The 23,213-nt window shown below is 69.8% G+C and carries 19 protein-coding genes and 1 tRNA gene; 11 read left to right on the forward strand and 9 right to left on the reverse strand.

Annotated features, from left to right (window positions below; translation table 11 throughout):
- The first annotated feature begins 442 nt into the window (after positions 1–442).
- Complete coding sequence (gene hisC, locus OHO27_RS21035) at positions 443–1,522, forward strand: histidinol-phosphate transaminase (RefSeq protein ID WP_328426181.1); 1,080 nt, start codon at positions 443–445, stop codon at positions 1,520–1,522.
- A 16-nt stretch (positions 1,523–1,538) separates the two neighbouring features.
- Here hisC and OHO27_RS21040 read toward each other — a convergent pair whose 3' ends face one another.
- A complete protein-coding gene (locus OHO27_RS21040) occupies positions 1,539–1,931 on the reverse strand; it encodes a cyclophilin-like fold protein (RefSeq protein WP_328426183.1) in 393 nt (130 codons plus the stop codon).
- Between the two features lie 144 nt (positions 1,932–2,075).
- Between OHO27_RS21040 and OHO27_RS21045 the strand changes: the two genes are divergently transcribed.
- The 4 genes from OHO27_RS21045 (at position 2,076) to OHO27_RS21060 (ending at position 9,450) form a co-directional block, all read left to right on the forward strand.
- A complete protein-coding gene (locus OHO27_RS21045; RefSeq protein WP_328426185.1) occupies positions 2,076–3,584 on the forward strand; it encodes a cytochrome ubiquinol oxidase subunit I in 1,509 nt (502 codons plus the stop codon).
- 20 nt (positions 3,585–3,604) lie between these two features.
- Positions 3,605–4,624: a cytochrome d ubiquinol oxidase subunit II gene (cydB, locus tag OHO27_RS21050; protein WP_328426187.1), complete on the forward strand. Its 1,020-nt coding sequence runs from the start codon at positions 3,605–3,607 to the stop codon at positions 4,622–4,624.
- 63 nt (positions 4,625–4,687) lie between these two features.
- Positions 4,688–8,194: a thiol reductant ABC exporter subunit CydD gene (gene cydD / locus OHO27_RS21055; protein ID WP_328426190.1), complete on the forward strand. Its 3,507-nt coding sequence runs from the start codon at positions 4,688–4,690 to the stop codon at positions 8,192–8,194.
- A 185-nt stretch (positions 8,195–8,379) separates the two neighbouring features.
- Entirely contained in the window at positions 8,380–9,450 is a 1,071-nt protein-coding gene (locus tag OHO27_RS21060) for a M23 family metallopeptidase (RefSeq protein WP_328426192.1), read from the forward strand.
- 98 nt (positions 9,451–9,548) lie between these two features.
- On the opposite strand, the gene OHO27_RS21065 is transcribed toward OHO27_RS21060, so the two are convergent.
- From OHO27_RS21065 to OHO27_RS21090, 6 genes are all read right to left on the reverse strand, one after another.
- Positions 9,549–10,436: a Cof-type HAD-IIB family hydrolase gene (locus tag OHO27_RS21065; protein ID WP_328426194.1), complete on the reverse strand. Its 888-nt coding sequence runs from the start codon at positions 10,434–10,436 to the stop codon at positions 9,549–9,551.
- A 110-nt stretch (positions 10,437–10,546) separates the two neighbouring features.
- Complete coding sequence (locus OHO27_RS21070; protein ID WP_328426196.1) at positions 10,547–11,449, reverse strand: LLM class flavin-dependent oxidoreductase; 903 nt, start codon at positions 11,447–11,449, stop codon at positions 10,547–10,549.
- A gap of 79 nt (positions 11,450–11,528) precedes the next feature.
- Complete coding sequence (locus OHO27_RS21075; RefSeq protein ID WP_328426198.1) at positions 11,529–12,083, reverse strand: RNA 2'-phosphotransferase; 555 nt, start codon at positions 12,081–12,083, stop codon at positions 11,529–11,531.
- 122 nt (positions 12,084–12,205) lie between these two features.
- Entirely contained in the window at positions 12,206–13,231 is a 1,026-nt protein-coding gene (locus OHO27_RS21080) for a MerR family transcriptional regulator (protein ID WP_328426200.1), read from the reverse strand.
- On the reverse strand, positions 13,228–14,985 hold the full coding sequence (locus OHO27_RS21085) for an SDR family oxidoreductase (RefSeq protein ID WP_328430498.1): 1,758 nt from the start codon (positions 14,983–14,985) through the stop codon (positions 13,228–13,230). Before OHO27_RS21085 ends, OHO27_RS21080 begins: the two co-directional genes overlap by 4 nt.
- An 8-nt stretch (positions 14,986–14,993) precedes the next feature.
- A complete protein-coding gene (locus OHO27_RS21090; protein ID WP_328426202.1) occupies positions 14,994–15,845 on the reverse strand; it encodes a M24 family metallopeptidase in 852 nt (283 codons plus the stop codon).
- Between the two features lie 208 nt (positions 15,846–16,053).
- Here OHO27_RS21090 and OHO27_RS21095 point away from each other — a divergent pair, with 208 nt between their 5' ends.
- The 6 genes from OHO27_RS21095 (at position 16,054) to OHO27_RS21120 (ending at position 20,305) form a co-directional block, all read left to right on the forward strand.
- Positions 16,054–17,040, forward strand: a complete 987-nt coding sequence (locus OHO27_RS21095) for an ABC transporter ATP-binding protein (RefSeq protein WP_328430499.1) — start codon at positions 16,054–16,056, stop codon at positions 17,038–17,040.
- Complete coding sequence (locus OHO27_RS21100; protein ID WP_328426204.1) at positions 17,030–17,953, forward strand: ABC transporter permease; 924 nt, start codon at positions 17,030–17,032, stop codon at positions 17,951–17,953. Before OHO27_RS21095 ends, OHO27_RS21100 begins: the two co-directional genes overlap by 11 nt.
- Entirely contained in the window at positions 17,950–18,861 is a 912-nt protein-coding gene (locus OHO27_RS21105) for an ABC transporter ATP-binding protein (protein ID WP_328426205.1), read from the forward strand. Before OHO27_RS21100 ends, OHO27_RS21105 begins: the two co-directional genes overlap by 4 nt.
- 11 nt (positions 18,862–18,872) lie before the next feature.
- A complete protein-coding gene (locus tag OHO27_RS21110; RefSeq protein ID WP_328426207.1) occupies positions 18,873–19,592 on the forward strand; it encodes an ABC transporter permease in 720 nt (239 codons plus the stop codon).
- A gap of 114 nt (positions 19,593–19,706) precedes the next feature.
- Entirely contained in the window at positions 19,707–19,949 is a 243-nt protein-coding gene (locus OHO27_RS21115; protein WP_328426209.1) for an SGM_3592 family protein, read from the forward strand.
- A gap of 268 nt (positions 19,950–20,217) precedes the next feature.
- Positions 20,218–20,305: transfer RNA gene (locus OHO27_RS21120), tRNA-Ser, on the forward strand.
- Positions 20,306–20,962: 657 nt separating this feature from the next.
- Here OHO27_RS21120 and OHO27_RS21125 read toward each other — a convergent pair.
- On the reverse strand, positions 20,963–21,766 hold the full coding sequence (locus OHO27_RS21125) for an HAD family hydrolase (protein WP_328426211.1): 804 nt from the start codon (positions 21,764–21,766) through the stop codon (positions 20,963–20,965).
- Entirely contained in the window at positions 21,763–23,040 is a 1,278-nt protein-coding gene (gene serS / locus OHO27_RS21130) for a serine--tRNA ligase (protein WP_328426213.1), read from the reverse strand. Before serS ends, OHO27_RS21125 begins: the two co-directional genes overlap by 4 nt.
- Positions 23,041–23,213 lie beyond the last annotated feature (173 nt).

The raw sequence follows: 23,213 nt of genomic DNA on the forward strand, positions 1-23,213 counted from the left end.
TAGTAGGGCTCATTCGGTGGGGTAGTGCGGACGCATATGCACGCGTTGACAGACACGTTTCTGCAAGGTCATCATGCGCCAATGCCCTTTGAAAACAAGGGAGTTGAACGATCCAATGGCAGGACGTGACTTGTCGGCGCGCATGGGCCTGCCAAGTGCCCGATGTTTCGAAGAGGTCTCAACTCACCTTCACGGGTGATGCGCGCCACGGAGTGAGCCACCGGCGCGTAGATATATGTGTGGCGCGCCCCCCAATTCGTACGCCTTCGTGCGGCGATGCCCCTGATGCAGGTGTGACAGGAGGGATCAGCGGGCGGGCCCGCCCCTTCCGCACGCATCGACCGCTCCTCACCTGTACGCATCGGCGCGGAATCCTCATAAGGTGAGCAGTATTGGAGCCGGCGGTGGTGATGGGCCGCCGGTGGTCGCGAGGAGGACTGCGGTGAGCGAGACGAGCCCCAAGCTGCGCGCCGAGCTGGAGGGTATCCCCACCTACAAGCCGGGCAAGCCTGCCGCGGCCGGTGGTCCGGTGGCCTACAAGCTGTCCTCCAACGAGAACCCCTATCCGCCGCTGCCCGGCGTGATGGAGACGGTGATGGCCACCGCTTCGTCGTTCAACCGCTACCCGGACATGATGTGCACGGGGCTGATGAACGAGCTGTCCGAGCGCTTCGGCGTCCCGCTCTCCCACCTGGCCACCGGCACCGGCTCGGTCGGCGTCGCCCAGCAGCTGATCCAGGCCACCGCCGGACCCGGCGACGAGGTCATCTACGCCTGGCGGTCCTTCGAGGCGTACCCGATCATCACGCAGATCAGCGGCGCCACGTCCGTCAAGGTGCCGCTGACCCCGGGCGATGTGCACGACCTCGACGCGATGGCCGCCGCCATCACCGACCGCACCAGGCTGATTTTCGTCTGCAACCCCAACAACCCGACGGGCACGGTCGTGAAGCGGGCCGAGCTGGAGCGGTTCCTCGACCGGGTGCCCAGTGACGTCCTGGTGGTGCTGGACGAGGCGTACCGCGAGTTCATCCGTGACCCCGAGGTGCCGGACGGGGTGGGGATCTACCGTGAGCGGCCGAACGTCTGTGTTCTGCGGACGTTCTCCAAGGCCTACGGCCTCGCCGGCCTCCGCGTCGGTTTCGCGATCGCCCACGAGCCGGTCGCGGCGGCCCTGCGCAAGACGGCCGTGCCGTTCGGGGTGAGCCAGGTCGCGCAGGAGGCGGCGATCGCCTCGCTGCGTGCCGAGGACGAACTGATCGGCCGGGTCGGCTCGTTGGTGTGCGAGCGCAACCGTGTGGTCGACGGACTGCGCGCTCAGGGCTGGACGGTGCCCGAGACCCAGGCCAACTTCGTGTGGCTGCGACTGGGGGAGCGCACGGTCGCCTTTGCTCAGGCGTGTGAGCAGGCGGGCGTGGTGATCCGGCCGTTCCCGGGCGAGGGTGTGCGGGTGACGGTCGGGGAGGACGAGGCGAACGACATCTTCCTGAAGGTGGCGGAAGGGTTCCGGAAGGAGCTCTAGGGCTTCGCGGGCGCGGTCAGTCGTCCACCAGCTCCACGCGTACGGGGTCGCCGTCGCGGACCGTCGTCAACAGACGGGGGTCGCCGTCGATGCGGCCCAGAACGTTGCACGGGCTTGCGAGGCGGCACTCGTCGCCTCGCGAGATCGGTGTGGGGCCGTAGGGGAGGGCGAGCGCGTCTCCGTCGGTCCAGAAGGCGACCGTGCCCGGCTCGACGACCTGCTGTGCGCCGGTTTCACGTGGAACAGCGACGCCTGTGTCGCAGTAGACCTCCTCTCCCCAGGTGCGGGCGGTGGAGGCGAGCGGCAGGGCCTTGACGAGGGCCTGCGTGGTGGGGGTGTCATCGAGGGTCGCGGTGAGGTGTCCCGCGGGCCAGGAGATCCGTATCTGTACGGGCGTCGGTGTCTGCATGACACCGATTCAACAATATGTTGAAGTGTGCGCCAAGGGGTTGATCTCGACGAAGGGACCCCCCTTTGAGGGCAGGGATAGGCGTGCTGCATAATTGCTTGTGAATGTGAACGCTTTCACAAGCGGCAGGTAAGGAGCGGCGACGTGGACCTGGCTTTGGCGCCGGAGACTCTGGCGCGCTGGCAGTTCGGTATCACCACCGTCTACCACTTTCTGTTTGTCCCTCTGACGATCTCACTGGCCGCCCTCACGGCCGGGCTGCAGACCGCATGGGTGCGCACGGAGAAGGAGAAGTACCTCAGAGCGACGAAGTTCTGGGGCAAGCTCTTCCTGATCAACATCGCGATGGGTGTCGTCACCGGCATCGTGCAGGAGTTCCAGTTCGGCATGAACTGGTCCGACTACTCCCGCTTCGTCGGTGATGTCTTCGGCGCCCCCCTCGCCTTCGAGGCCCTGATCGCCTTCTTCTTCGAGTCCACCTTCATCGGGCTGTGGATCTTCGGCTGGGACAAGCTGCCGAAGAAGATCCACCTGGCCTGTATGTGGATGGTGTCCATCGGCACGATCCTGTCGGCGTACTTCATCCTGGCGGCCAACTCCTGGATGCAGCACCCCGTCGGCTACCGGATCAACGAGGCGAAGGGGCGGGCCGAGCTCACCGACTTCTGGCTCGTGCTGACCCAGAACACCGCGCTCGCGCAGGCCTTCCACACCCTCTCGGCGGCCTTCCTCACCGGTGGCGCGTTCATGGTCGGCATCTCCGCCTTCCACTTGCTGCGCAAGAAGCACATCCGGGATATGAAGACCTCGCTCAGGCTCGGCCTGGTCACCGTCGCCATCGGCGGCCTGCTCACCGCGATCAGCGGTGACACGCTCGGCAAGATCATGTACGAGCAGCAGCCGATGAAGATGGCCGCGGCCGAGGCGCTGTGGGACGGCGAGGAGCCGGCGCCCTTCTCGGTCTTCGCCATCGGCGATGTCGACAAGGGCCACAACAAGGTCGCCATAGAGATCCCCGGCCTGCTGTCCTTCCTGGCCAAGGACGACTTCACCTCGTACGTCCCCGGGATCAACGACGTCAACAAGGCCGAGCAGGAGAAGTACGGCCCCGGCGACTACCGGCCCAACATCCCCGTCGCCTACTGGGGCTTCCGCTGGATGATCGGCTTCGGCATGGCGTCGTTCACCATCGGCCTGATCGGACTCTGGCTGACCCGCAAGAAGTTCATGCTGCCGCAGCACCTGAGGGTCGGTGACGACGAGGTGCCGCATCTGGTGCTGCTCCCGAAGAAGGCGCTCGGCCCGAAGCTGACCAAGTTGTACTGGCGCATCGCGATCTGGACGCTGGCCTTCCCGCTGATCGCCAACTCCTGGGGCTGGATCTTCACCGAGATGGGCCGTCAGCCGTGGGTCGTGTACGGCGTCCTGCGCACCAGGGACGCGGTCTCCCCCGGCGTCTCCCAGGGCGAGGTTCTCACCTCGATGATCGTCTTCACCACGCTCTACGCCATCCTCGCCGTCGTCGAGGTCAAGCTGCTCGTGAAGTACGTCAAGGCCGGCCCGCCCGAGCTCAGCGAGGCCGATCTGAACCCGCCCACGAAGATCGGCGGCGACGACCGTGACGCCGACAAGCCGATGGCCTTCTCGTACTAGGCCGAGGGAGCTGCACAGTCATGGAACTTCACGACGTCTGGTTCGTACTGATCGCCGTCCTGTGGATCGGCTACTTCTTCCTGGAGGGCTTCGACTTCGGGGTCGGCGTCCTCACCAAGCTGCTGGCCCGCAACCGGCCCGAGCGTCGGGTGCTGATCAACACCATCGGTCCCGTCTGGGACGGCAACGAGGTGTGGCTGCTCTCGGCGGCCGGCGCCACCTTCGCCGCCTTCCCCGAGTGGTACGCCACGCTCTTCTCCGGCTTCTATCTGCCACTGCTGCTCATCCTGGTCTCCTTGATCGTCCGGGGCGTCGCGTTCGAGTACCGGGCGAAGCGACCCGAGGAGCACTGGCAGCGCAACTGGGAGAACGCCATCTTCTGGTGCTCGCTGCTCCCGGCATTTCTGTGGGGTGTGGCCTTCGGCAACATCGTGCGGGGTGTCAAGCTCGACGAGAACCATGAGTACGTCGGCAACGTCCTGGACCTGCTCAACCCGTACGCCCTCGTCGGTGGCCTGGTGACGCTGACGCTCTTCACCTTCCACGGTGCGGTGTTCACCGCGCTCAAGACCGTCGGGGAGATCCGGGAGCGGGCGCGGAAGCTGGCCATGTGGGTCGGTCTCGCCGCCGCGGTCCTGGCGCTGATCTTCCTGCTCTGGACGCAGATCGAGAACGGCGACGGTCAGAGCCTGGTTGCCCTCGTCGTGGCCGTGGCCGCACTGGTGGCGGCGCTGGTGGCGAATCAAGCGGGGCGCGAGGGATGGTCGTTCGCCTTCTCCGGCGTCACCATCGTGGCTGCCGTCGCGATGCTCTTCCTGACGCTCTTCCCGAACGTCATGCCGTCCTCGCTCAATGACGAGTGGAGCCTCACGGTCACCAACGCGTCGTCGAGCCCGTACACCCTGAAGATCATGACCTGGTGCGCGGTGATCGCCACGCCGGTCGTCATGCTCTACCAGGGCTGGACCTACTGGGTCTTCCGCAAGCGGATCGGCACGCAGCACATTTCCGCGGACGCCGCTGCGGGGGCCAAGCACTGAGTCCGCTGTGGCGGGGTGCTTCACGATGTTTCACGTGAAACACCCCGCCCTGGACCGAAGGGCATGTTTCACGTGAAACCGATCGATCCGCGTCTCCTCCGATACGCCCGCGCCACCCGCCTCTTCCTGATTGCTGTCGTTGGCCTGGGTGCCGTCGGCGCCGTGCTGGTCGTCGCACAGGCGATGCTCATCGCGGAGGCGGTGGTGGGGGCGTTCCAACACGGCATGTCCGCCGCTGAACTGCGCACTCCCCTACTGCTGTTGGTGGCCGTGGCCGTAGGCCGCGCAGTGGTCGCTTGGCTCACCGAACTCGCCGCACACCGTGCCGGCGCGGCCGTGAAGTCGGAGCTGCGCGGGCGACTGCTGGAGCGGGCGACCGAGCTGGGGCCCGACTGGCTGAGCGGCCAGCGGACCGGATCGCTGGTCGCGCTCGCCACGCGAGGCGTGGACGCCCTCGACGACTACTTCTCGCGCTATCTGCCGCAGTTGGGGCTCGCGGTGGTCGTACCGATCGCGGTGCTGGCGCGGATCGTGACCGAGGACTGGGTGTCTGCGGCCATCATCGTCGGCACCCTGCCACTGATCCCGGTCTTCATGATGCTGATCGGCTGGGCCACGCAGTCCCGGATGGACCGTCAGTGGCGCATGCTGTCCCGGCTGTCCGGGCACTTCCTGGACGTCGTAGCCGGACTGCCGACCCTGAAGGTGTTCGGGCGTGCCAAGGCGCAGGCCGAGTCGATCCGGCGGATCACCGACGAATACCGCCGGGCGACCATGCGGACCCTGCGCATCGCCTTCATCTCCTCCTTCGCGCTGGAGCTGCTCTCGACGCTCTCGGTGGCCCTGGTCGCGGTGACGATCGGCATGCGCCTCGTCCACGGCGATATGCACCTGTACGACGGTCTGGTCATCCTCGTGCTGGCGCCCGAGGCCTACCTGCCGCTGCGTCAGGTGGGGGCGCAGTACCACGCGGCGGCCGAGGGCCTGTCCGCGGCTGAGGAGATCTTCGAGGTGCTGGAGACTCCGGCGCCCGCGTCGGGAGGCGCGGCGGTGCCGACTGGGGCGGTGTCGTTCGAGGGCGTTTCGGTCCGCTACCCCGAACGGTCCACAGACGCGGTGTCGGACGTGTCCTTCGCCGTGGAGCCCGGCGAGACGGTCGCGCTCGTCGGGCCGAGCGGCGCGGGCAAGTCGACGCTGCTGAAGGCGCTGTTGGGGTTCGTGCGGCCGACCGAGGGGCGGATCCTGGTCGGGGGAGCGGATCTTGCCGAACTCGATCTTGACGAATGGCGCTCACGGATCGCCTGGGTGCCGCAGCGGCCGCATCTGTACGCCGGGACGATCGCCGAGAACGTACGGCTGGCGCGTCCCGATGCGGACGACGCCGCCGTGCGGCAGGCGCTGGGCAATGCCGGGGCGCTGGAGTTCGTGGACGCGCTGCCCCAGGGTGTCGACACCGTGCTGGGCGAGGACGGGGTCGGGCTGTCAGCAGGACAGCGGCAGCGGCTCGCGCTGGCCAGGGCGTTCCTGGCGGATCGGCCTGTCCTGCTCCTCGATGAGCCGACGGCCGCGCTCGACGGGGCCACTGAGGCCGGGGTCGTGGAGGCCGTGCGGAGGCTGGCGGTCGGGCGGACGGTGCTGCTGGTGGTGCATCGGCCGGCTTTGCTGGGGGTGGCGAACCGGGTGGTGCGGCTGACGGAGGCCGTGGCGCCGATGTCGGCAGAGGCCTCGCCCAGGGCGTCCGTTGACCGTCCGATCGAGCAGGACCTGCACGGCGGTTCCGCGTCCGACGACGCCGGGACCGTGCCGCTCACCGCAGCCACACACGGTGTTCTCGCCCGCGTCCGCGCCATGTCCGGTCCCCGGCGCGGTCGCCTCGTCCTCGCGCTGGTGCTCGGCAGCCTCGCGCTCGGCAGCGCCGTCGGGCTCATGGCGACCTCCGGGTGGCTCATCTCAAGGGCCTCGCAGCAGCCGCCCGTGCTGTATCTGATGGTGGCCGTGACGGCGACGCGCGCCTTCGGTATCGGACGGGCCGTGTTCCGGTACGCCGAGCGGCTGGTGTCGCACGACACTGTGCTGCGGATGCTGGCCGACACCCGGGTCGCCGTGTACCGGCGGCTGGAGCGGCTGGCACCCGCCGGGCTGCGACGCACGCGTCGGGGCGACCTGCTGTCGAGGCTCGTCGCGGATGTGGACGCGCTGCAGGACTACTGGCTGCGGTGGCTGCTGCCCGCCGCTGCCGCGACCGTCGTGTCCGCCGGGGCCGTCGGTTTCACGGCCTGGCTGCTGCCCGAGGCGGGCGCCGTACTCGCGGCCGGGCTCCTCGCGGCCGGGGCCGGAGTCCCGCTCCTCACCGGTGCCGTCGCCCGGCGCGCCGAGCGTCGGCTGGCGCCGGCCCGCGGACAGCTCGCGACACGCGTCACGGACCTGCTCACCGGCACCGCTGAACTGACCGTCGCCGGCGCCCTGCCCAGCCGTACGGCAGAAGCGCGGCGGGCCGACGGGACGTTGACCCGGATCGCCTCACGCGCCGCCTCCGCGACCGCGCTCGGCGACGGGCTCACCGCGCTGATCTGCGGGATCACCGTTGCCGCCACTGCCTTCGTGGGCGTCCAGGCGGTCGCCGACGGGCGGCTGGGCGGCGTGACGACGGCCGTCGTCGTCCTCATCCCGCTGGCCGCCTTCGAGGCCGTCCTGGGGCTGCCGCTCGCCGTGCAGTACCGCCAGCGGGTGCGCAAGAGCGCCGAGCGCGTGTACGAGGTGCTGGACGCGCCCGAGCCCGTACGGGAGCCCGACCGGCACCGGCAGGCGCCCGCATCGACCTTCCCGGTAGCCGTCAGGGGCCTGACCGCCCGCCACGCCGGGCAGGACCGGGACGCGCTCACCGGCCTCGACCTGACCCTGGAGGAGGGCCGCCGGATCGCCGTGGTCGGCCCGTCCGGGTCCGGCAAGACGACGCTGGCGCAGGTGCTGCTGCGCTTCCTGGACGCCGACGCGGGCTCGTACACGCTGGGCGGCGTGGACACGCACGCGCTGGACGGGGACGACGTACGGCGTCTCGTCGGACTCTGCGCCCAGGACGCGCACCTCTTCGACAGCTCCGTGCGCGAGAACCTGCTCCTCGCCAGGAAGGACGCCACCGAGGCCGAACTGCGTGATGCGCTGCACCGCGCCCGGCTGCTCGACTGGGCCGACGGTCTGCCCGACGGGCTGGACACGCTCGTGGGTGAGCACGGGGCGCGGCTGTCGGGCGGTCAGCGGCAGCGGCTCGCGCTGGCCCGCGCACTGCTCGCCGACTTCCCCGTCCTCGTCCTGGACGAGCCCGCCGAGCACCTGGACCTGCCGACCGCCGACGCCCTCACCGCCGACCTGCTGACCGCCACCGAGGGCCGTACGACCCTGCTCATCACGCACCGGCTCGCCGGGCTGGAGGCCGTGGACGAGGTGGTCGTCCTGGACGAGGGGCGGGTGGTGCAGCGGGGCACGTTCGCGGAGCTGGTCACTGTGGACGGGCCGCTGCGGGGGATGGTGGAGCGGGAGGAGCAGTCGGATCTGCTGGTGGGGGCGCCGTAGCGGCCGACCGGCCCGTGGCCGTGGGCGCTGTCTGTCCGGCATTCCACCCGCAGGCGGCCGACGTGGGCGGTGACGCTCGTCGGCGCTCGTGTCAACGGCCGCACTGACCCATCCGCAGCAACACGTCCCCCAGCTGTACGACTTGAACAGGGCCCTCGCCCGCCCCGCGGGCCAGGATCGCTGACATGTGCTCATATCGCCGTCGCCTCCTGGTCGTTCCGGCGCTGCTGTGTGCGCTCGTCGGCCTCGTGGCCCGGCCCGCCTACGCGGGCGGTGACGGCAAGGGCACTCCTGGCCACAACGGCACCGACTCGGCCCTCAGCGCACGGGTGGTCAAGCTGTACGAGGACGCGGCCCGGGCGACGGAGCGGTACGAGGCGGGGCGGAAGCAGGCTGAGACGCGGCGGGCGAAGGCACTGCGCATCGAGGCGCTGCTCGAACGGGAGCGGCGGGAGATCGGCGTCCTGCGTGAGGACCTGGGCCGGATCGCGCGCGCCCAGTACCGCGACGGCGGCGGCATGCCGCTCACCGCGCAGATCATCCTCGCGACCAGCCCGGACCAGTTGATGCGCGGTCAGCATGTGTTCTCGCAGGCGAACCTGGCCGTCGCCAACTCCATCGAGAAGAGCCACCGTGCCGAGGTGCGGCTTGCCGGGGACGAGGCCAAAGCCGCGGCGGCCTGGCAGGTGCTGGAGAAGCGCAACGCCGAGCTCGCCGTACTGAAGCAGGGCATCGAGGACAAGCTCGAAGAGGCGCGGTGGGAGTTGCAGGGGCAGGCCGACGTCTCCGTGGCCGCCGGATCGTGCCCGGGCGCGGTGCGGCTCGACCAGAAGGAGACGGACGGCACGAGCGCCTGGGTCACGCCGGTCGCGAAGTACGAGCTGTCCGCCGCGTTCGGCAGCGGCGGAAAGCGCTGGGCGAAACGGCACACCGGGCAGGATTTCGCGGTGCCGATCGGCACGCCCGTGCGGGCGGTCGGGGACGGGCGTGTGGTGAAGGTGGCGTGCGCAGGCGCCTTCGGCATGGAGGTCGTAGTCCGGCACACGGACGGCTACTACACGCAGTACGCCCACCTCGCCGCCGTTGCCGTCGACCAGGACGAGCGGGTCGACACCGGGCAGTGGATCGGCCAGTCGGGCACGACCGGCAACTCCACCGGCCCGCACCTGCACTTCGAGGTGCGGGTCACTCCGGAACTGGGCTCGGGGGTGGACCCGGTGCCGTGGCTCTCCGAACGCGGAGTGCCGCTCGGGTAGGCCCAGGGTCTGTCGTTTGGATCACGCCGGCGTCGCGGGGTCTCGGGTCGGCTGAAGGGCGCGGTACCTCCCAGCCGACCTGACCCAAATGACAGGTCCTAGTCCCGCTTCGCCAGCAGCTGTTCGATCACCACGGCCACGCCGTCCTCGTTGTTGGCGACCGTCCGCCCCGACGCGGCGGCGATGACATCCGGGTGCGCGTTGCCCATCGCGTAGGACTGGCCCGCCCACGTCAGCATCTCGACGTCGTTGGGCATGTCCCCGAAGGCCACGACCTCCTCGTGCGAGATGCCGCGCTCGGCGCAGCACAGGGCGAGCGTGCTGGCCTTGGAGACGCCGGGGCCGCTGATCTCCAGCAGGGCGCTGGGGCTGGAGCGGGTGACGTTGGCCCGGTCGCCGATGGCGAGGCGGGCGAGGGTGAGGAAGGCGTCGGGGTCGAGGGTGGGGTGGTAGGCGAGGATCTTGAGCACCGGTTCGCCGGCTCCGGGGGCGTCCGGCGCCAGGAGGTCCTCGGCCGGCGCGAGGTTGTCCGGTATCTCCATGTGCAGCTTGGGATAGCCCGGCTCCTGGTAGAAGCCGTACGTCTGCTCCACCGCGTACACCGTGCCCTCAGCCGCGTCACGCAGCAGTCGTACGGCGTCCAGGGCGTTCTCGCGGGCCAGCTCGCGCACCTTCACGAACTGATGGGTGCCGGGGCCGCCGTGCAGGTCGACCACGGCGGCGCCGTTGCCGCAGATCGCCAGGCCGTGCCCGTGCACGTGGTCGCTGACGACGTCCATCCAGCGCGCGGGGCGGCCGGTGACGAAGAACACCTCGATGCCCGCCTCCTCGGCGGCGGCAAGCGCGGCGACCGTGCGAGGGGAGACGGACTTGTCGTCCCGCAGCAACGTGCCGTCCAGGTCGGTGGCGATGAGCCGCGGGCGGACAGCGGCGGCCGGGGTCTGGGGCTGTCGAGTCGCTGAGGTCACTGAGCCATTCTCCCGCATATGCCTGCACGGCCGTGCAGCAGGCCGCACATCTGAGTCCTCACTGAGGAGAAACCGCCCCTGCGAACACCGCCCGCATCCCCCTGACCAGCATCGTCGCTCGCGTGAGCTCAGTGCAGCTGGGCCGTCGCCTCCATGGCGATCTGCTCGAAGACCTTCTCGTCGGCCGCGAAGTCCGAGTCCGGGATCGGCCAGTGGACCACGATCTCGGTGAATCCCAGCTCCTGATGGCGCCCGGCGAAGTCCACGAACGCGTCGAGGGACTCCAGCGGACGACCGCGGTCCGGGGTGAACCCGGTCAGCAGGATCTTGTCGAGCCCGGCCACGTCCCGGCCGATCTCGGCGCAGGCGTCGGCCAGTTTCCCGACCTGTCCGCGAATGGCTTGAACCGACTGTTCAGGAGTGCCGTTCTCGTACAGCTTCGGGTCGCCCGTCGTCACCCACGCCTGTCCATGGCGTGCGGCGAGCCGCAGTCCGCGCGGCCCGGTCGCGGCGACCGCGAACGGCAGCCGGGGGCGCTGCACACAGCCCGGGATGTTGCGCGCCTCGTGCGCCGAGTAGAAGTCGCCCTCGTATGACACCGAGTCCTCGGTCAGCAGTTGGTCCAGCAGTGCGGTGAACTCGGCGAACCGGTCGGCACGCTCGCGCGGGGTCCATGGCTCCTGGCCGAGCGCGGTGGCGTCGAAGCCGGTGCCGCCCGCGCCGATGCCGAGCGTGACCCGGCCGCCCGAGATGTCATCGAGCGAGATCAGCTCCTTGGCGAGGTTCACCGGATGCCGGAAGTTCGGCGAGGTCACCAGGGTGCCCAGCCGTAGCCGGTCGGTGACCGCCGCGGCGGCGGTCAGCGTCGGCACGGCGCCGAACCAGGGGCCGTCCCGGAAGCTCCGCCAGGACAGGTGGTCGTAGGTGTACGCGGTGTGGAAGCCGAGCTCCTCCGCGCGCTGCCATGCCTCGCGGCCCCCCTCGGACCAGCGGCGGTGAGGGAGGATCACGGTGCTCAAGCGCATACTCATGCATCGAGCGTATGCGGCCGAATGGGTTTCACGTGAAACAGCCACCGCCCGCGGCTGCTCGGCCACGGAGCGAGGTCGATCACCCGGTGTGCGCCTCGGGGAACCGCAGATACTCCGGCGGCGCGGCCTTCGTCAGCCACACCCCGTTAGCGCTGACGTGGAAGACGTGGCCGTCGCGGTGCATGGCGCCGGCGTCCACGGAGAGCACCACCGGGCGGCCGCGCCGGGCGCCGACCCGCGTCGCTGTCTCACGGTCGGCGGAGAGGTGCACGTCGTGCCTGTTCATGGGCAGGAGGCCGGCGCTGCGAATCGCGTCCAGGTTGCGGGCCACGGTGCCGTGGTAGAGGAAGGGCGGCGGCGTCGCCGGGGGCAGTCCGAGTTCGACGTCGATGCTGTGGCCCTGGCTGGCGCGGATCCGGGTGCCCTCGATCGCGAAGCGCTGCTTGTCATTGGCGGCCACCACGTGATCCAGCTCTTCCCGGGTGACCCGGAATCCGTGCGCCGTCGCGGCGGCGATCAGTGTCTCGATCTCGACCCAGCCGCCCTCGTCGAGGGTGAGCCCGATGCGCTCGGGCTGGTGGCGCAGGTGCTTCGAGAGGTACTTCGACACCTTCACGGTGCGTCTTTCGTCCATGCCACCAGACTGCCGGGGGAGGCCCGAATCACGCGAACGATTTCACTCCGGATGTTTGATCCACAACCAAGTACGGTTATCCACAGGGGAATTGGCGATTCTGTGGACAACGAGCCGTCGTTTCAAGGGGTTTCGTCAAGATCATCTGATGTGCCGTGACTTGCGGCCAGCCGGTCCAAGGTCCGGGCCCGCACTTCCCGTTCGGCAGCCAGTGTGATGAACTCCGCTGACTGCTTTGCGCCAACCAGGCTCTCCACCGCCTGCATTGTCACCTCGGGTACGGACACCGTTCTCGTCCGGTTCTGCGGTTCCGGGCTCGCGTCCGCCCCCAAGTGCTGACGCAGATGCTGAACCGCCAACAGCCGCATGGCGCGGGCGAGTTCCGCGTCCACGGTGTGCTGGGCGAGTGGACGCAACCGTCGTACGAGAGTGGCCGCCTCGGCGGCCTCCGCGTCCGTCGGGCGGTGCGAGCCGTCGAGGTAGCGCGCGAAGACGTGCTCGGTGGTGAACTCCAGGAAACGGGCGGCGATGTGCTCGACCTGGCCCCTCAACTCCCGCAGATGGTCAGAGATCGCGGACAGCGGAACCCCGGCGGAGTGCAACTCGACCGCGACGGAGAGCTCTTGAGGGCTCGGAACGACGAAGGAGTCCTCGTCGCCGGGGACTGCTTCGAGTACGCCGAGCTCGACGGCCTCGGCCACCGCCGCGTCGTCCGGGGTGCCTCCGAAGCGCTCCTCCAGCTCGGCACGCGAGATCCGTACCGCCTCCTCGTCGGTCCACGGCCCGTCCACCTCGGCGACCAGCCCGAGCACCCCACCGAGGCCACGACCGGCGTCCCAGGCCTCCAGGAGCTCCTTGATGGACGCCAGGGTGTAGCCGCGGTCGAGGAGATCGGCGATCTGGCGCAGGCGGTTGAGATGGGCGTCCGCGTAGAGGTTGGCCCGGCCACGGCGCTCCGGGCGGGGGAGCAGGCCGCGGTCCTGGTAGGCACGGATGGTGCGGACGGTGGCGCCGCTGAGGTGCGCGAGGTCCTCGATCCGGTAGGCGGGCGCAGGCGCCGACCCGGCCGCGCGCCCGGCATCACCGCGCCTCCCGGGCCGGCCCTCGCCGCCAACCGCTCCCCCGCGCGCAGGCTCCCCGTCGCTCATAGCGGCGGCTCCAACCGCGCGATCCTGCGCAGCGCCTTCGGCGTGAACCTCGACATGAGATACGCGCCACGTGCCTCAGGCGTCACAGGAACCACCGCATCGCCACGCACCACCGCCCGCAGGATCGCGTCGGCGACCTTCTCGGGCGGATAGTTCCGCAGCCCGTACAGACGCGCGGACTTCTTCTGGCGCCGCTTCTCCTCATCGGCGTCGACCCCGGCGAAGTGCGCGGTCGAGGTGATGCTGGTGTTGACGAAGCCGGGGCATATCGCGGTGACGCCGATGTCCTGGCCGGCCAGCTCGGCGCGCAGGCACTCGCTGAGCATCAGTACGGCCGCCTTGGACGTGCTGTAGGCGGGCAGCGCCTTGGAGGGCTGGTACGCCGCCGCCGACGCGGTGTTGACGATGTGGCCGCCCTGTCCGCGCTCGGCCATCTGCTTGCCGAACAGCCGGCAGCCGTGGATGACGCCCCACAGATTGACGTCGAGGACCTTCTTCCAGTCCTCCGGTGTGGTGTCGAAGAAGGAGCCCGACAGACCGATCCCGGCGTTGTTCACCAGGACGTCCACCACGCCGTACTCGGTGGCGACCTTCGCGGCGAGCTTCTCCATGGCCTGCTCGTCGGAGACGTCGACGGTCTCGGCCCAGGCCTCGGGTGCGCCGATCAGCCGGGACATCTCGGCGGTGCGGCCCGCGGCCTCGGCGTCCCGGTCGACGGCCACCACGCGCGCGCCGGCCTCCGCGAAGGCGTACGCCGTCGCCCGTCCGATGCCGCTGCCGGCGCCGGTGACCAGGACGAGCTGCCCGCCGAAGCGGTCGGCGTACTTCCCTGTCGCGGTCACACCTTTCGGTCGCCCGCCCTCGACGGACGTCACGAACTCCGTGATCCAGGACACCAGTTGGTCGGGCCGTGAGCGAGGGATCCAGTGCTTCGCCGGAAGGGTGCGCCGGGTCAACTGCGGAACCCACTGCTCCAGTTCGTCGTAGAGCCGCTCCGACAGGAAGGCGTCCCCGAGGGGCGTGATGAGCTGCACGGGTGCGTGTGCGTAGGCGTCCGCGCGCGGGCGGCTCAGCCGGGCTCGTACGTTGTCCCGGTACAGCCATGCCCCGTGCGCCGCGTCCGTCGGCAGGGACGAGGTCGGGTAGCCGCTGCCGGGGACCTTCTCCATGCGCTCCAGGATGCGCGGCCAGGTCTTGCCGAGGGGGCCGCGCCAGGCCAGCTCGGGCAGGACGGGCGTGTGCAGCGCGTAGACGTACCAGGACTTGGCGCCCTGGCCGAGGAGCTGGCCGAGCCGGCGCGGGGTGGGCCGCTTGAGGCGCCCGCCGATCCAGTGGCCGAAGTGGTCGAGGGACGGCCCCGACATCGAGGTGAAGGACGCGATCCTGCCCTCGGTGCGCTTGACCGTGGCGAACTCCCAGGACTGCACCGAGCCCCAGTCGTGCCCGACCAGATGCACGGGCCGGCCCGGACTGACCGCCTCCGCGACGGCCAGGAAATCGTCCGTCAGCTTCTCCAGCGTGAACCCGCCGCGCAGCGGCTTCGGTGCCGTCGACCGGCCGTGGCCGCGGACGTCGTACAGCACGACATGGAAGCGGTCGGCCAGCCGCGGCGCGACCTCGGACCACACCTCCTTGCTGTCCGGATAGCCGTGCACGAGCATCACCGTCGGCTGGCCGGGGTCGCCCAGCTCCGCGACGCACAGCTCGACATCGCCGGTCCGCACCCGGCGCTCGCGCGCGCCCTGAAGAGTCACCGGCACCGTCACTTGTCCTCCGCCCAGCGCCGCACATGCGGCAGATCGTCGTCCAGCCAGAAGGCGCTCTGCTCGGGATCCTCGGAGTCGGTGACGACCAGGATCTCCTCGAACTTGGCTCCCGTACCTCTGAAGCCAAGGTGCGGTTCGACCGCCCACAGGCCCGGCTGCGGCGGGTGGTCGGAGAAGCGGTACGGGGACCAGAGCGGGGACCAGCCCTCGCGGTGGCCGTGCAGCGCGTCGCCAGCCAGGCCCTTCAGGGACTGGGTGCCGAACCCGAAGACATGCGGTGACCAGCGGCGTTCCCTGACCCGGTCGACCTTGTGCGCGATCACGCCGAAGGGATAGGCGCGGTGCCGGTTGGCGTAGCCCTGGCGGACCATGAGCCGGTCCACGTCGTCGTAGATCTCCCGCAGCGGCCGGCGCTCGCGCACCTCGCGCAGGATCAGCTCGCGGTGCGCCTCCAGGTCGGCCATCAGCTTGTCCTGCACCGGGTTGATGCCGAGCGAGCCGGAGTAGCCGATGTCGGCCGTGAAGCCGTCGTACACCGGGGCCATGTCCAGGATGAACGGCATCCCCGGCTCCAGGCGGCGGTTGGTGGGGAAGAACTGCAGCGGGACGCGGAAGTTCACGAACGCCGTGCGGTTCCCGAACCACGCGAAGGGCAGGTGGAACCAGTCACGCACACCGCGCTCGCGCAGCCACTCGCGCTGCATGCGCGCCGCCTCGCGCTCGGTGATGCCGGGCTCCAGCTGCGCGGCGACAGCTTCCGCGCACTCGTACGCGAGGCGCTGCACCCTTCTGAACCCGCGCAGTTCCGCGGCCAGTTCACCCGAACCTGCTGCCACTGGCGTCGTCATGCCACCGCCCACCCTCGTCCACGCTGACTGCGGTACGTGCCCGTAACTTGACACTGACGAATGTGACAGTTGTTAGAGGTTGCGTCAATAGATCGTGTGAGACCTCAGGGTGACCCTTAGACGCCCGTACACCTGAGGTCTGATATCAAGACGGCCCTCGGGTCTGATGACCTGAGTGGTACGGGTCACTACCGTCTATGCCGTGACTGTGATCGCGACCGAAAGCCTGAGCAAGCGGTTCCCCAGGGTGACCGCGCTTGACCGGCTGACCATGGACATCGGGCCCGGGGTGACCGGACTCGTCGGAGCCAATGGAGCCGGCAAGTCCACCATGATCAAGATTCTGCTGGGTCTGTCCCCCGCCACCGAGGGCCGTGCCGAAGTGCTCGGACTCGACGTCGCCACCAAGGGCGCCGCCATCCGCGAGCGGGTCGGGTACATGCCGGAGCACGACTGCCTGCCGCCCGACGTCTCGGCCACCGAGTTCGTCGTCCACATGGCGCGCATGTCCGGCCTGCCGCCCGCCGCCGCGCGCGAGCGCACCGCGGACACGCTGCGGCACGTCGGCCTGTACGAGGAGCGCTACCGCCCCATCGGCGGCTACTCGACCGGCATGAAGCAGCGCGTGAAGCTGGCGCAGGCCCTCGTGCACGACCCGCAATTGGTCTTCCTGGACGAGCCGACCAACGGCCTCGACCCGGTCGGCCGCGACGAGATGCTCGGCCTCATCCGCCGCATCCACACCGACTTCGGCATCTCGGTCCTGGTCACCTCGCACCTGCTGGGCGAACTGGAGCGCACCTGCGACCACGTCGTCGTCATCGACGGCGGCAAGCTGCTGCGCTCCAGCTCCACCACCGACTTCACCCAGACCACGACGACGCTCGCCATCGAGGTCACCGACACCGACGACCACCCGGACGGCACCCGCGCGGTGCGCGACGCGCTCCACGCGCGCGGGGTGGAGGTCCTCGACGGCAGCGGCGGCCTCCCGGGCGCCGGTCACATCCTGCTGCTCACCGCGCAGGGCGAGGAGACCTACGACCTGGTGCGCGACGTGGTCGCCGACCTCGGGCTCGGCCTGGTGCGCATGGAGCAGCGCCGGCATCACATCTCGGAGGTCTTCACGGACAGCGAGCACAGCGAGCAGAGCACCGGCGCACAGCGGAAGGAGGCGGTCGGCCATGGCGGTTGAGCAGCCCGTAACCACACAGTCGGGTGACCAGACCCGCATCCACAACATCGGCTACCGCAGCTACGACGGCCCCCGTCTCGGCCGCTCCTACGCGACCCGTTCGCTCTACTCGCAGTCCCTGCGCGGCTCCTACGGCCTCGGCCGCTCGGTGAAGTCCAAGGTGCTGCCGATGCTGCTGTTCGTGGTGATGTGCGTGCCCGCGGCCATCATGGTCGCCGTCGCGGTCGCCACCAAGGCCAACGACCTGCCCGTCGACTACACGCGCTACGCGATCGTCATGCAGGCCGTGATCAGCCTGTACGTCGCCTCGCAGGCACCCCAGTCCGTCTCCCGTGACCTGCGCTTCAAGACCGTGCCGCTGTACTTCTCGCGGCCGATCGAGACCGCCGACTACGTCCGCGCGAAGTTCGCGGCGCTGGCCTCCGCGCTGTTCCTCCTCACCGCGGCCCCGCTGCTCGTGCTCTACGTGGGCGCGCTGCTGGCCAAGCTCGACTTCGCCGACCAGACCAAGGGATTCGCGCAGGGACTCGTGTCCGTGGCACTGCTTTCGCTGCTGTTCGCCGGAATCGGCCTGGTCATCGCGTCAGTCACGCCGCGCCGCGGCTTCGGTATCGCAGCCGTGATCGCCGTGCTGACCATCTCCTACGGCGCGGTCTCCACGCTCCAGGCCATCGCCGACGCGCAGTCCCTCGACGGCGGAGGCAGCAGCGGCGCCATCGCCTGGATCGGCCTCTTCTCGCCGATCACGCTGATCGACGGTGTCCAGTCGGCCTTCCTGGGCGCGAGCTCCGCCTTCCCGGGCGGGGTGGGCCCGAGCAACGGTGAAGGCGCTGTCTACGTCCTCGTCACCCTGGGCCTGATCGCCGCCGCCTACGGCCTCCTGATGCGCCGCTACAAGAAGGTGGGACTGTGACCACGCTCCAGATCGACCACGTCTCCCGCTGGTTCGGCAACGTGGTCGCCGTCAACGACATCACCATGACGATCGGCCCCGGCGTCACCGGCCTGCTCGGTCCCAACGGCGCCGGAAAGTCCACCCTCATCAACATGATGGGCGGCTTCCTGGCCCCCTCCACCGGCACCGTCACCCTCGACGGACAGCCGACCTGGCGCAACGAGGCCATCTACAAGCACATCGGCGTCGTCCCCGAGCGCGAGGCGATGTACGACTTCCTCACCGGCCGCGAGTTCGTCGTCGCCAACGCCGAGTTGCACGGTCTGGGCGACAAGGCCGCCCAGAAGGCGCTCGCCACGGTCGAGATGGAGTACGCGCAGGACAGGAAGATCTCCACGTACTCCAAGGGCATGCGCCAGCGCGTGAAGATGGCGAGCGCCCTCGTCCACGACCCCTCGCTGCTGCTGCTCGACGAGCCGTTCAACGGCATGGACCCGCGTCAGCGCATGCAGCTCATGGACCTGCTGCGACGCATGGGCGACGAGGGCCGCACGGTGCTGTTCTCGTCCCACATCCTCGAAGAGGTCGAGCAACTCGCCTGGCACATCGAGGTCGTGGTCGCCGGACGGCACGCGGCCAGCGGTGACTTCCGCAAGATCCGCCGTCTGATGACCGACCGCCCGCACCGCTACCTGGTGCGCTCCAGCGACGACCGCACCCTCGCGGCCGCGCTGATCGCCGACCCGTCGACGTCCGGGATCGAGGTCGACCTGGCCGAGGGCGCGTTGCACATCCAGGCCGTCGACTTCGGTCGCTTCACCGTCCTGCTGCCGAGGGTGGCACGCGAGCACGGCATCCGCCTGCTCACGGTCTCGCCGTCCGACGAGTCCCTCGAGTCCGTGTTCTCGTATCTGGTCGCGGCGTAGGAGGCCGAAAGATGTACGACCCCACAGTCGCCCGACTTACCTACCGGGCCCTGCTCGGCCGTCGCCGGGCCCTCATCCTCGGCGCGTTGCCGCTGCTGCTCATCGGGATCTCGGTGGTGGTGCGCGCCCTTGCCGGAGCCGATGACCAGACCGCGTCCGACCTGCTCGGCGGGCTGGCGCTCGCCACCATGGTGCCGATCATCGGCGTCATCGCCGGAACCGGCGCGATCGGGCCCGAGATCGACGACGGCTCGGTGGTGTATCTGCTGTCCAAGCCGGTGAAACGGCCGACGATCATCTTCACCAAGCTGATCGTCGCGATCGCCGTGACGATGGTGTTCTCGGCGCTGCCCACCTTCATCGCGGGCTTCATCCTCAACGGCAACGGCCAGCAGATCGCCGTCGCCTACACGGTGGCCGCGCTGGTCGCCTCCATCGCGTACGCCGCGCTCTTCCTGCTGCTCGGCACGGTGTCCCGGCACGCGGTGGTCTTCGGGCTCGTCTACGCGCTCGTCTGGGAGGCCCTGTTCGGCTCCCTGGTGCCGGGTGCACGCACGTTGAGCGTCCAGCAGTGGGCGCTGGCGGTGGCGCAGAAGGTCGCCGGCGGGGACTTGGTGACGTCGGATGTCGCCCTGCCCACCGCGACCGTGCTGCTGGTGGTGGTGACCGTGCTCGCGACCTGGTACGCGGGACAGAAGCTGCGGTCGCTGACGCTGGCGGGTGAGGAGTAGGCAGGCGGGGAGTAAAGAGCGGGCCCCGCACAGGGGCCCGCTCCTGACGGGGGCTTCACCCCGGTCCGGGCACACTGGGCAGACGGTGTGCTCTGCACGAAGTGGAGGACGGGGATGGCAGGCGGAAGGCCGCAGCACGAGGATCGCGAGCGATCCGGGGACGGCGCCTGGGACGACCTGGTCCTGGACGACGACTTCGTCCGCGCGGCCGAGACCTCGGAACCCTCTGCCCGGGCCCGGATGCTGGCCGCCCGCTGGCGCCGGGAGAAGCCCGAGCCGCAGCCCTGGCGCTCCGACGAACCGCCCGCCGGGTGGTTCTTCAGCAAGGGGCGGCGGCGCAAGTGGCGACGCCGTTGATCCCGCTACGGCCATTTTATTCGGTGGCGCCCAACTCGGCCTACAGGCACCATGGTTGTGTCGAAGTCGCTGGTTGAGGCTGGCGCCACGTTCTGGGAGAGGAGCCGGACGATGTCCATGCACGACAGTACGTCCAGCTCCCGTCAGGGCAGTCCGCGGCAGGCTCCGGAGTAATCGCTACCCCTCCGTCGAGTCCGCACCGCATGGGGAGCTGCCCGGGGCGGCCGCTTCGAGCACGCGATGTCGCTCTCGCGTGGGCCGCCCACCCGGAGGATTGGCCGAGTGGTAAGGCACCGGTTTGCTAAACCGTGGTCGGGTCTGAAGGGCCCGCGCACGTTCGATCCGTGCATCCTCCGCGAGACGTTGCCACTGGGGCTTGGCCGCGTGTCCAGGCTGGAGCCCTGAGCAGGTGGCCCGGCGCCGCAGCTGAGAGGTCGGCGCGCGCCCCGGCGTTTCGGGTTCCACCCGCGCCCACCCGTGCCGCCCCGACCGGCACGCATGCCCGCGGGTTTCGGTGGCCCGGACGCCTATGGGCCGACACGACCGCCGGACGCCGCGCGGGTACGTCGGCTTCCGGCGTGCGGACACGTCGGCCGACAGCTACGCAGTGCGCGGGGCCGCCAGCCACGGGCCATCGGCGACCCGGCACCCGCGAGTCGGCGTCGGCCCGACGATCGGGAGGGTGGCCGTCGGCTCGGCGATACGGAGCAGGGGTTGGCCCGGCACCCGGGAGTGGGCGTCAGCCTGGCACCCGCGAGTCGGCGTCGGCCGGGCAAGCGCGGGTCGGGGTGGCCCAGTAACCCGTAGCGGGCGCTGGCCCGGCAACCGAGGCGCCCCTAACCGACGTCGGCCGGGCAGCCGACGGGGCACCAGCCGGTGTCGGACCTGTGGTCTACCTAGGGGCACAAGCCGACGTGGGCCGGTGGACGCGGAGAGGCGCCAGCCGACATCCGAACGCTCCCGGCGTCCGCACCCTCAGCCGACATCCGCACCCTCAGCCGGCCTCCGCACCCTCAGCCCAGCAACCCCTCCAACACCACCGCGATCCCATCCTCCTCGTTGGAGGACGTCACCTCGTCCGCCACCGCTCTCAGTTCGACGTGGGCGTTGGCCATGGCTACGCCGTGTGCGGCCCAGGCGAACATCGGGATGTCGTTCGGCATGTCGCCGAAGGCGATGGTGTCGGCGGCCTTCAGGCCCAGGCGGCGGGCTGCCAGGGACAGGCCCGTGGCCTTGGAGAGGCCCAGGGGGAGCAGTTCCACTATGCCCTCGCCGGCCATCGCCACCGTGACGAAGCCGCCCGCGGCCTTGCGGGCGGCCTTGGCCAGCTCGTCGTCGGAGAGTTCCGGGTGCTGTATGTAGATCTTGTTCAGCGGGGCGGACCACAGATCCGACGCGTCCGTGAACGGGGTGGACGGGAGTTTGCCCGTGAGCGCGTAGCCGGGGCCGACCAGCACGTCGCCGTCCAGGCCGTCGCGGCTCGCCGCCAGGAACAGCGGGCCGACCTCCGCCTCGATCTTGGCCAGTGCCACGCCCGCCAGTTGACGGTCCAGGGTCACCGACGTCAGCAGGCGGTGCTCGCCGACGTCGTAGACCTGGGCACCCTGGCCGCAGACGGCGAGGCCCTGGTAGCCGAGGTCGTCGAGGATGTGGCGGGTCCAGGGGACCGCCCGGCCCGTGACGACGATGTGCGCGGCGCCCTCGGCGGTCGCGGCGGCGAGGGCGTCACGGGTGCGCTGCGAGACCGACTCGTCGGAGCGCAGGAGCGTTCCGTCGAGATCGGTCGCGATCAGCTTGTAAGGAAAACCGGTGCTCACTTGGTGACCGGCTCCAGGACCTCCCGGCCGCCCAGGTACGGGCGCAGCACCTCGGGGACCCGGACGGAACCGTCGGCCTGCTGGTGGTTCTCCAGGATCGCCACGATGGTGCGCGGGACGGCGCACAGCGTGCCGTTGAGCGTGGCCAGCGGCTTGACCTTCTTGCCGTCACGGACGCGGATCGACAGCCGGCGGGACTGGAACTCGGTGCAGTCCGAGGTCGACGTCAGCTCGCGGTACTTGCCCTGCGTCGGGATCCACGCCTCGCAGTCGAACTTGCGGGCGGCCGAGGAGCCGAGGTCGGCGGAGGCGACGTCGATGACCCGGTACGGCAGTTCCAGCGACGTCAGCCACTGCTTCTCCCACTCCAGCAGGCGCTGGTGCTCGGCCTGCGAGTCCGCCGGGTCGACGTACGAGAACATCTCGACCTTGTCGAACTGGTGCACGCGGAAGATGCCCCGGGTGTCCTTGCCGTGCGAGCCGGCCTCGCGGCGGAAGCAGGGCGAGAAGCCCGCGTAGCGCAGGGGGAGCTTGTCGGCGTCGATGATCTCGTCCATGTGGTACGCCGCGAGCGGGACCTCGGAGGTGCCGACCAGGTAGAGGTCGTCGTCGGCGAGGTGGTAGACGTCCTGGGCCGCCTGGCCGAGGAATCCGGTGCCGGCCATCGACTGAGGGCGGACCAGCGCCGGGGTCAGCATCGGCGTGAAGCCGGCCGCCGTGGCCTGGGCGATCGCCGCGTTGACGAGAGCGAGCTCCAGAAGGGCGCCTACGCCGGTGAGGAAGTAGAAGCGTGAGCCCGAGACCTTCGCGCCGCGCTCGACGTCGATCGCGCCGAGGAGCGCGCCGAGCTCCAGGTGGTCCTTCGGCTCGAAGCCCTCGGCCGTGAAGTCACGGATCTGGCCGTGCTTCTCCAGCGTGACGAAGTCCTCCTCGCCGCCGACCGGGACGTCCGGGTGCACGAGGTTGCCGAGCTGGAGGAGCAGCTCCTGGGTCTCGGCGTCGGCCGCGTCGCGCTCGGCGTCGGCCGCCTTGACGTCGGCGGCGAGCTGGCTCGCCTGCTTCAGCAGCTCGGCCTTCTCGTCCGCGGAGGCCTTGGGGATGAGCTTGCCGAGCTGCTTCTGCTCGGCACGGAGCTCGTCGAAGCGGACGCCGGACGACCTGCGCCGCTCGTCGGCAGACAGGAGGGCGTCGACGAGCGCGACGTCCTCTCCACGGGCGCGCTGCGAGGCGCGCACTCGGTCGGGGTCCTCACGGAGCAGGCGAAGGTCAATCACGTGCTCAAGGCTACCGGGGAGGGGTGACAGCCCACGACTCACTATTCCGGACTGCGGCTTACGTACCGTTATGGGGGAATTGCTAATCGTGTCAATAAAAGGTGTCTCAATCCCTGAAACGGGGCAGGCGGGAGGCGGCCGGTTGACTCGATTCCCTTGTGGAGAACGGGACT

The organism is Streptomyces sp. NBC_00443 (genome assembly GCF_036014175.1).
Taxonomy (GTDB): domain Bacteria; phylum Actinomycetota; class Actinomycetes; order Streptomycetales; family Streptomycetaceae; genus Streptomyces.

What these genes read in the sequence shown, in the direction of transcription:
- OHO27_RS21115 (WP_328426209.1), top strand. Translation starts at nt 19,707, where the DNA reads ATGGCAGGCGGAAGGCCGCAGCACGAGGATCGCGAGCGATCCGGGGAC.
- OHO27_RS21040 (WP_328426183.1), bottom strand. Translation starts at nt 1,931, where the DNA reads ATGCAGACACCGACGCCCGTACAGATACGGATCTCCTGGCCCGCGGGA.
- OHO27_RS21080 (WP_328426200.1), bottom strand. Translation starts at nt 13,231, where the DNA reads ATGAGCGACGGGGAGCCTGCGCGCGGGGGAGCGGTTGGCGGCGAGGGC.
- cydD (WP_328426190.1), top strand. Translation starts at nt 4,688, where the DNA reads ATGTTTCACGTGAAACCGATCGATCCGCGTCTCCTCCGATACGCCCGC.
- OHO27_RS21075 (WP_328426198.1), bottom strand. Translation starts at nt 12,083, where the DNA reads ATGGACGAAAGACGCACCGTGAAGGTGTCGAAGTACCTCTCGAAGCAC.
- OHO27_RS21065 (WP_328426194.1), bottom strand. Translation starts at nt 10,436, where the DNA reads ATGCGGGAGAATGGCTCAGTGACCTCAGCGACTCGACAGCCCCAGACC.
- OHO27_RS21110 (WP_328426207.1), top strand. Translation starts at nt 18,873, where the DNA reads ATGTACGACCCCACAGTCGCCCGACTTACCTACCGGGCCCTGCTCGGC.
- OHO27_RS21060 (WP_328426192.1), top strand. Translation starts at nt 8,380, where the DNA reads ATGTGCTCATATCGCCGTCGCCTCCTGGTCGTTCCGGCGCTGCTGTGT.
- OHO27_RS21070 (WP_328426196.1), bottom strand. Translation starts at nt 11,449, where the DNA reads ATGAGTATGCGCTTGAGCACCGTGATCCTCCCTCACCGCCGCTGGTCC.
- OHO27_RS21090 (WP_328426202.1), bottom strand. Translation starts at nt 15,845, where the DNA reads ATGACGACGCCAGTGGCAGCAGGTTCGGGTGAACTGGCCGCGGAACTG.
- cydB (WP_328426187.1), top strand. Translation starts at nt 3,605, where the DNA reads ATGGAACTTCACGACGTCTGGTTCGTACTGATCGCCGTCCTGTGGATC.
- OHO27_RS21100 (WP_328426204.1), top strand. Translation starts at nt 17,030, where the DNA reads ATGGCGGTTGAGCAGCCCGTAACCACACAGTCGGGTGACCAGACCCGC.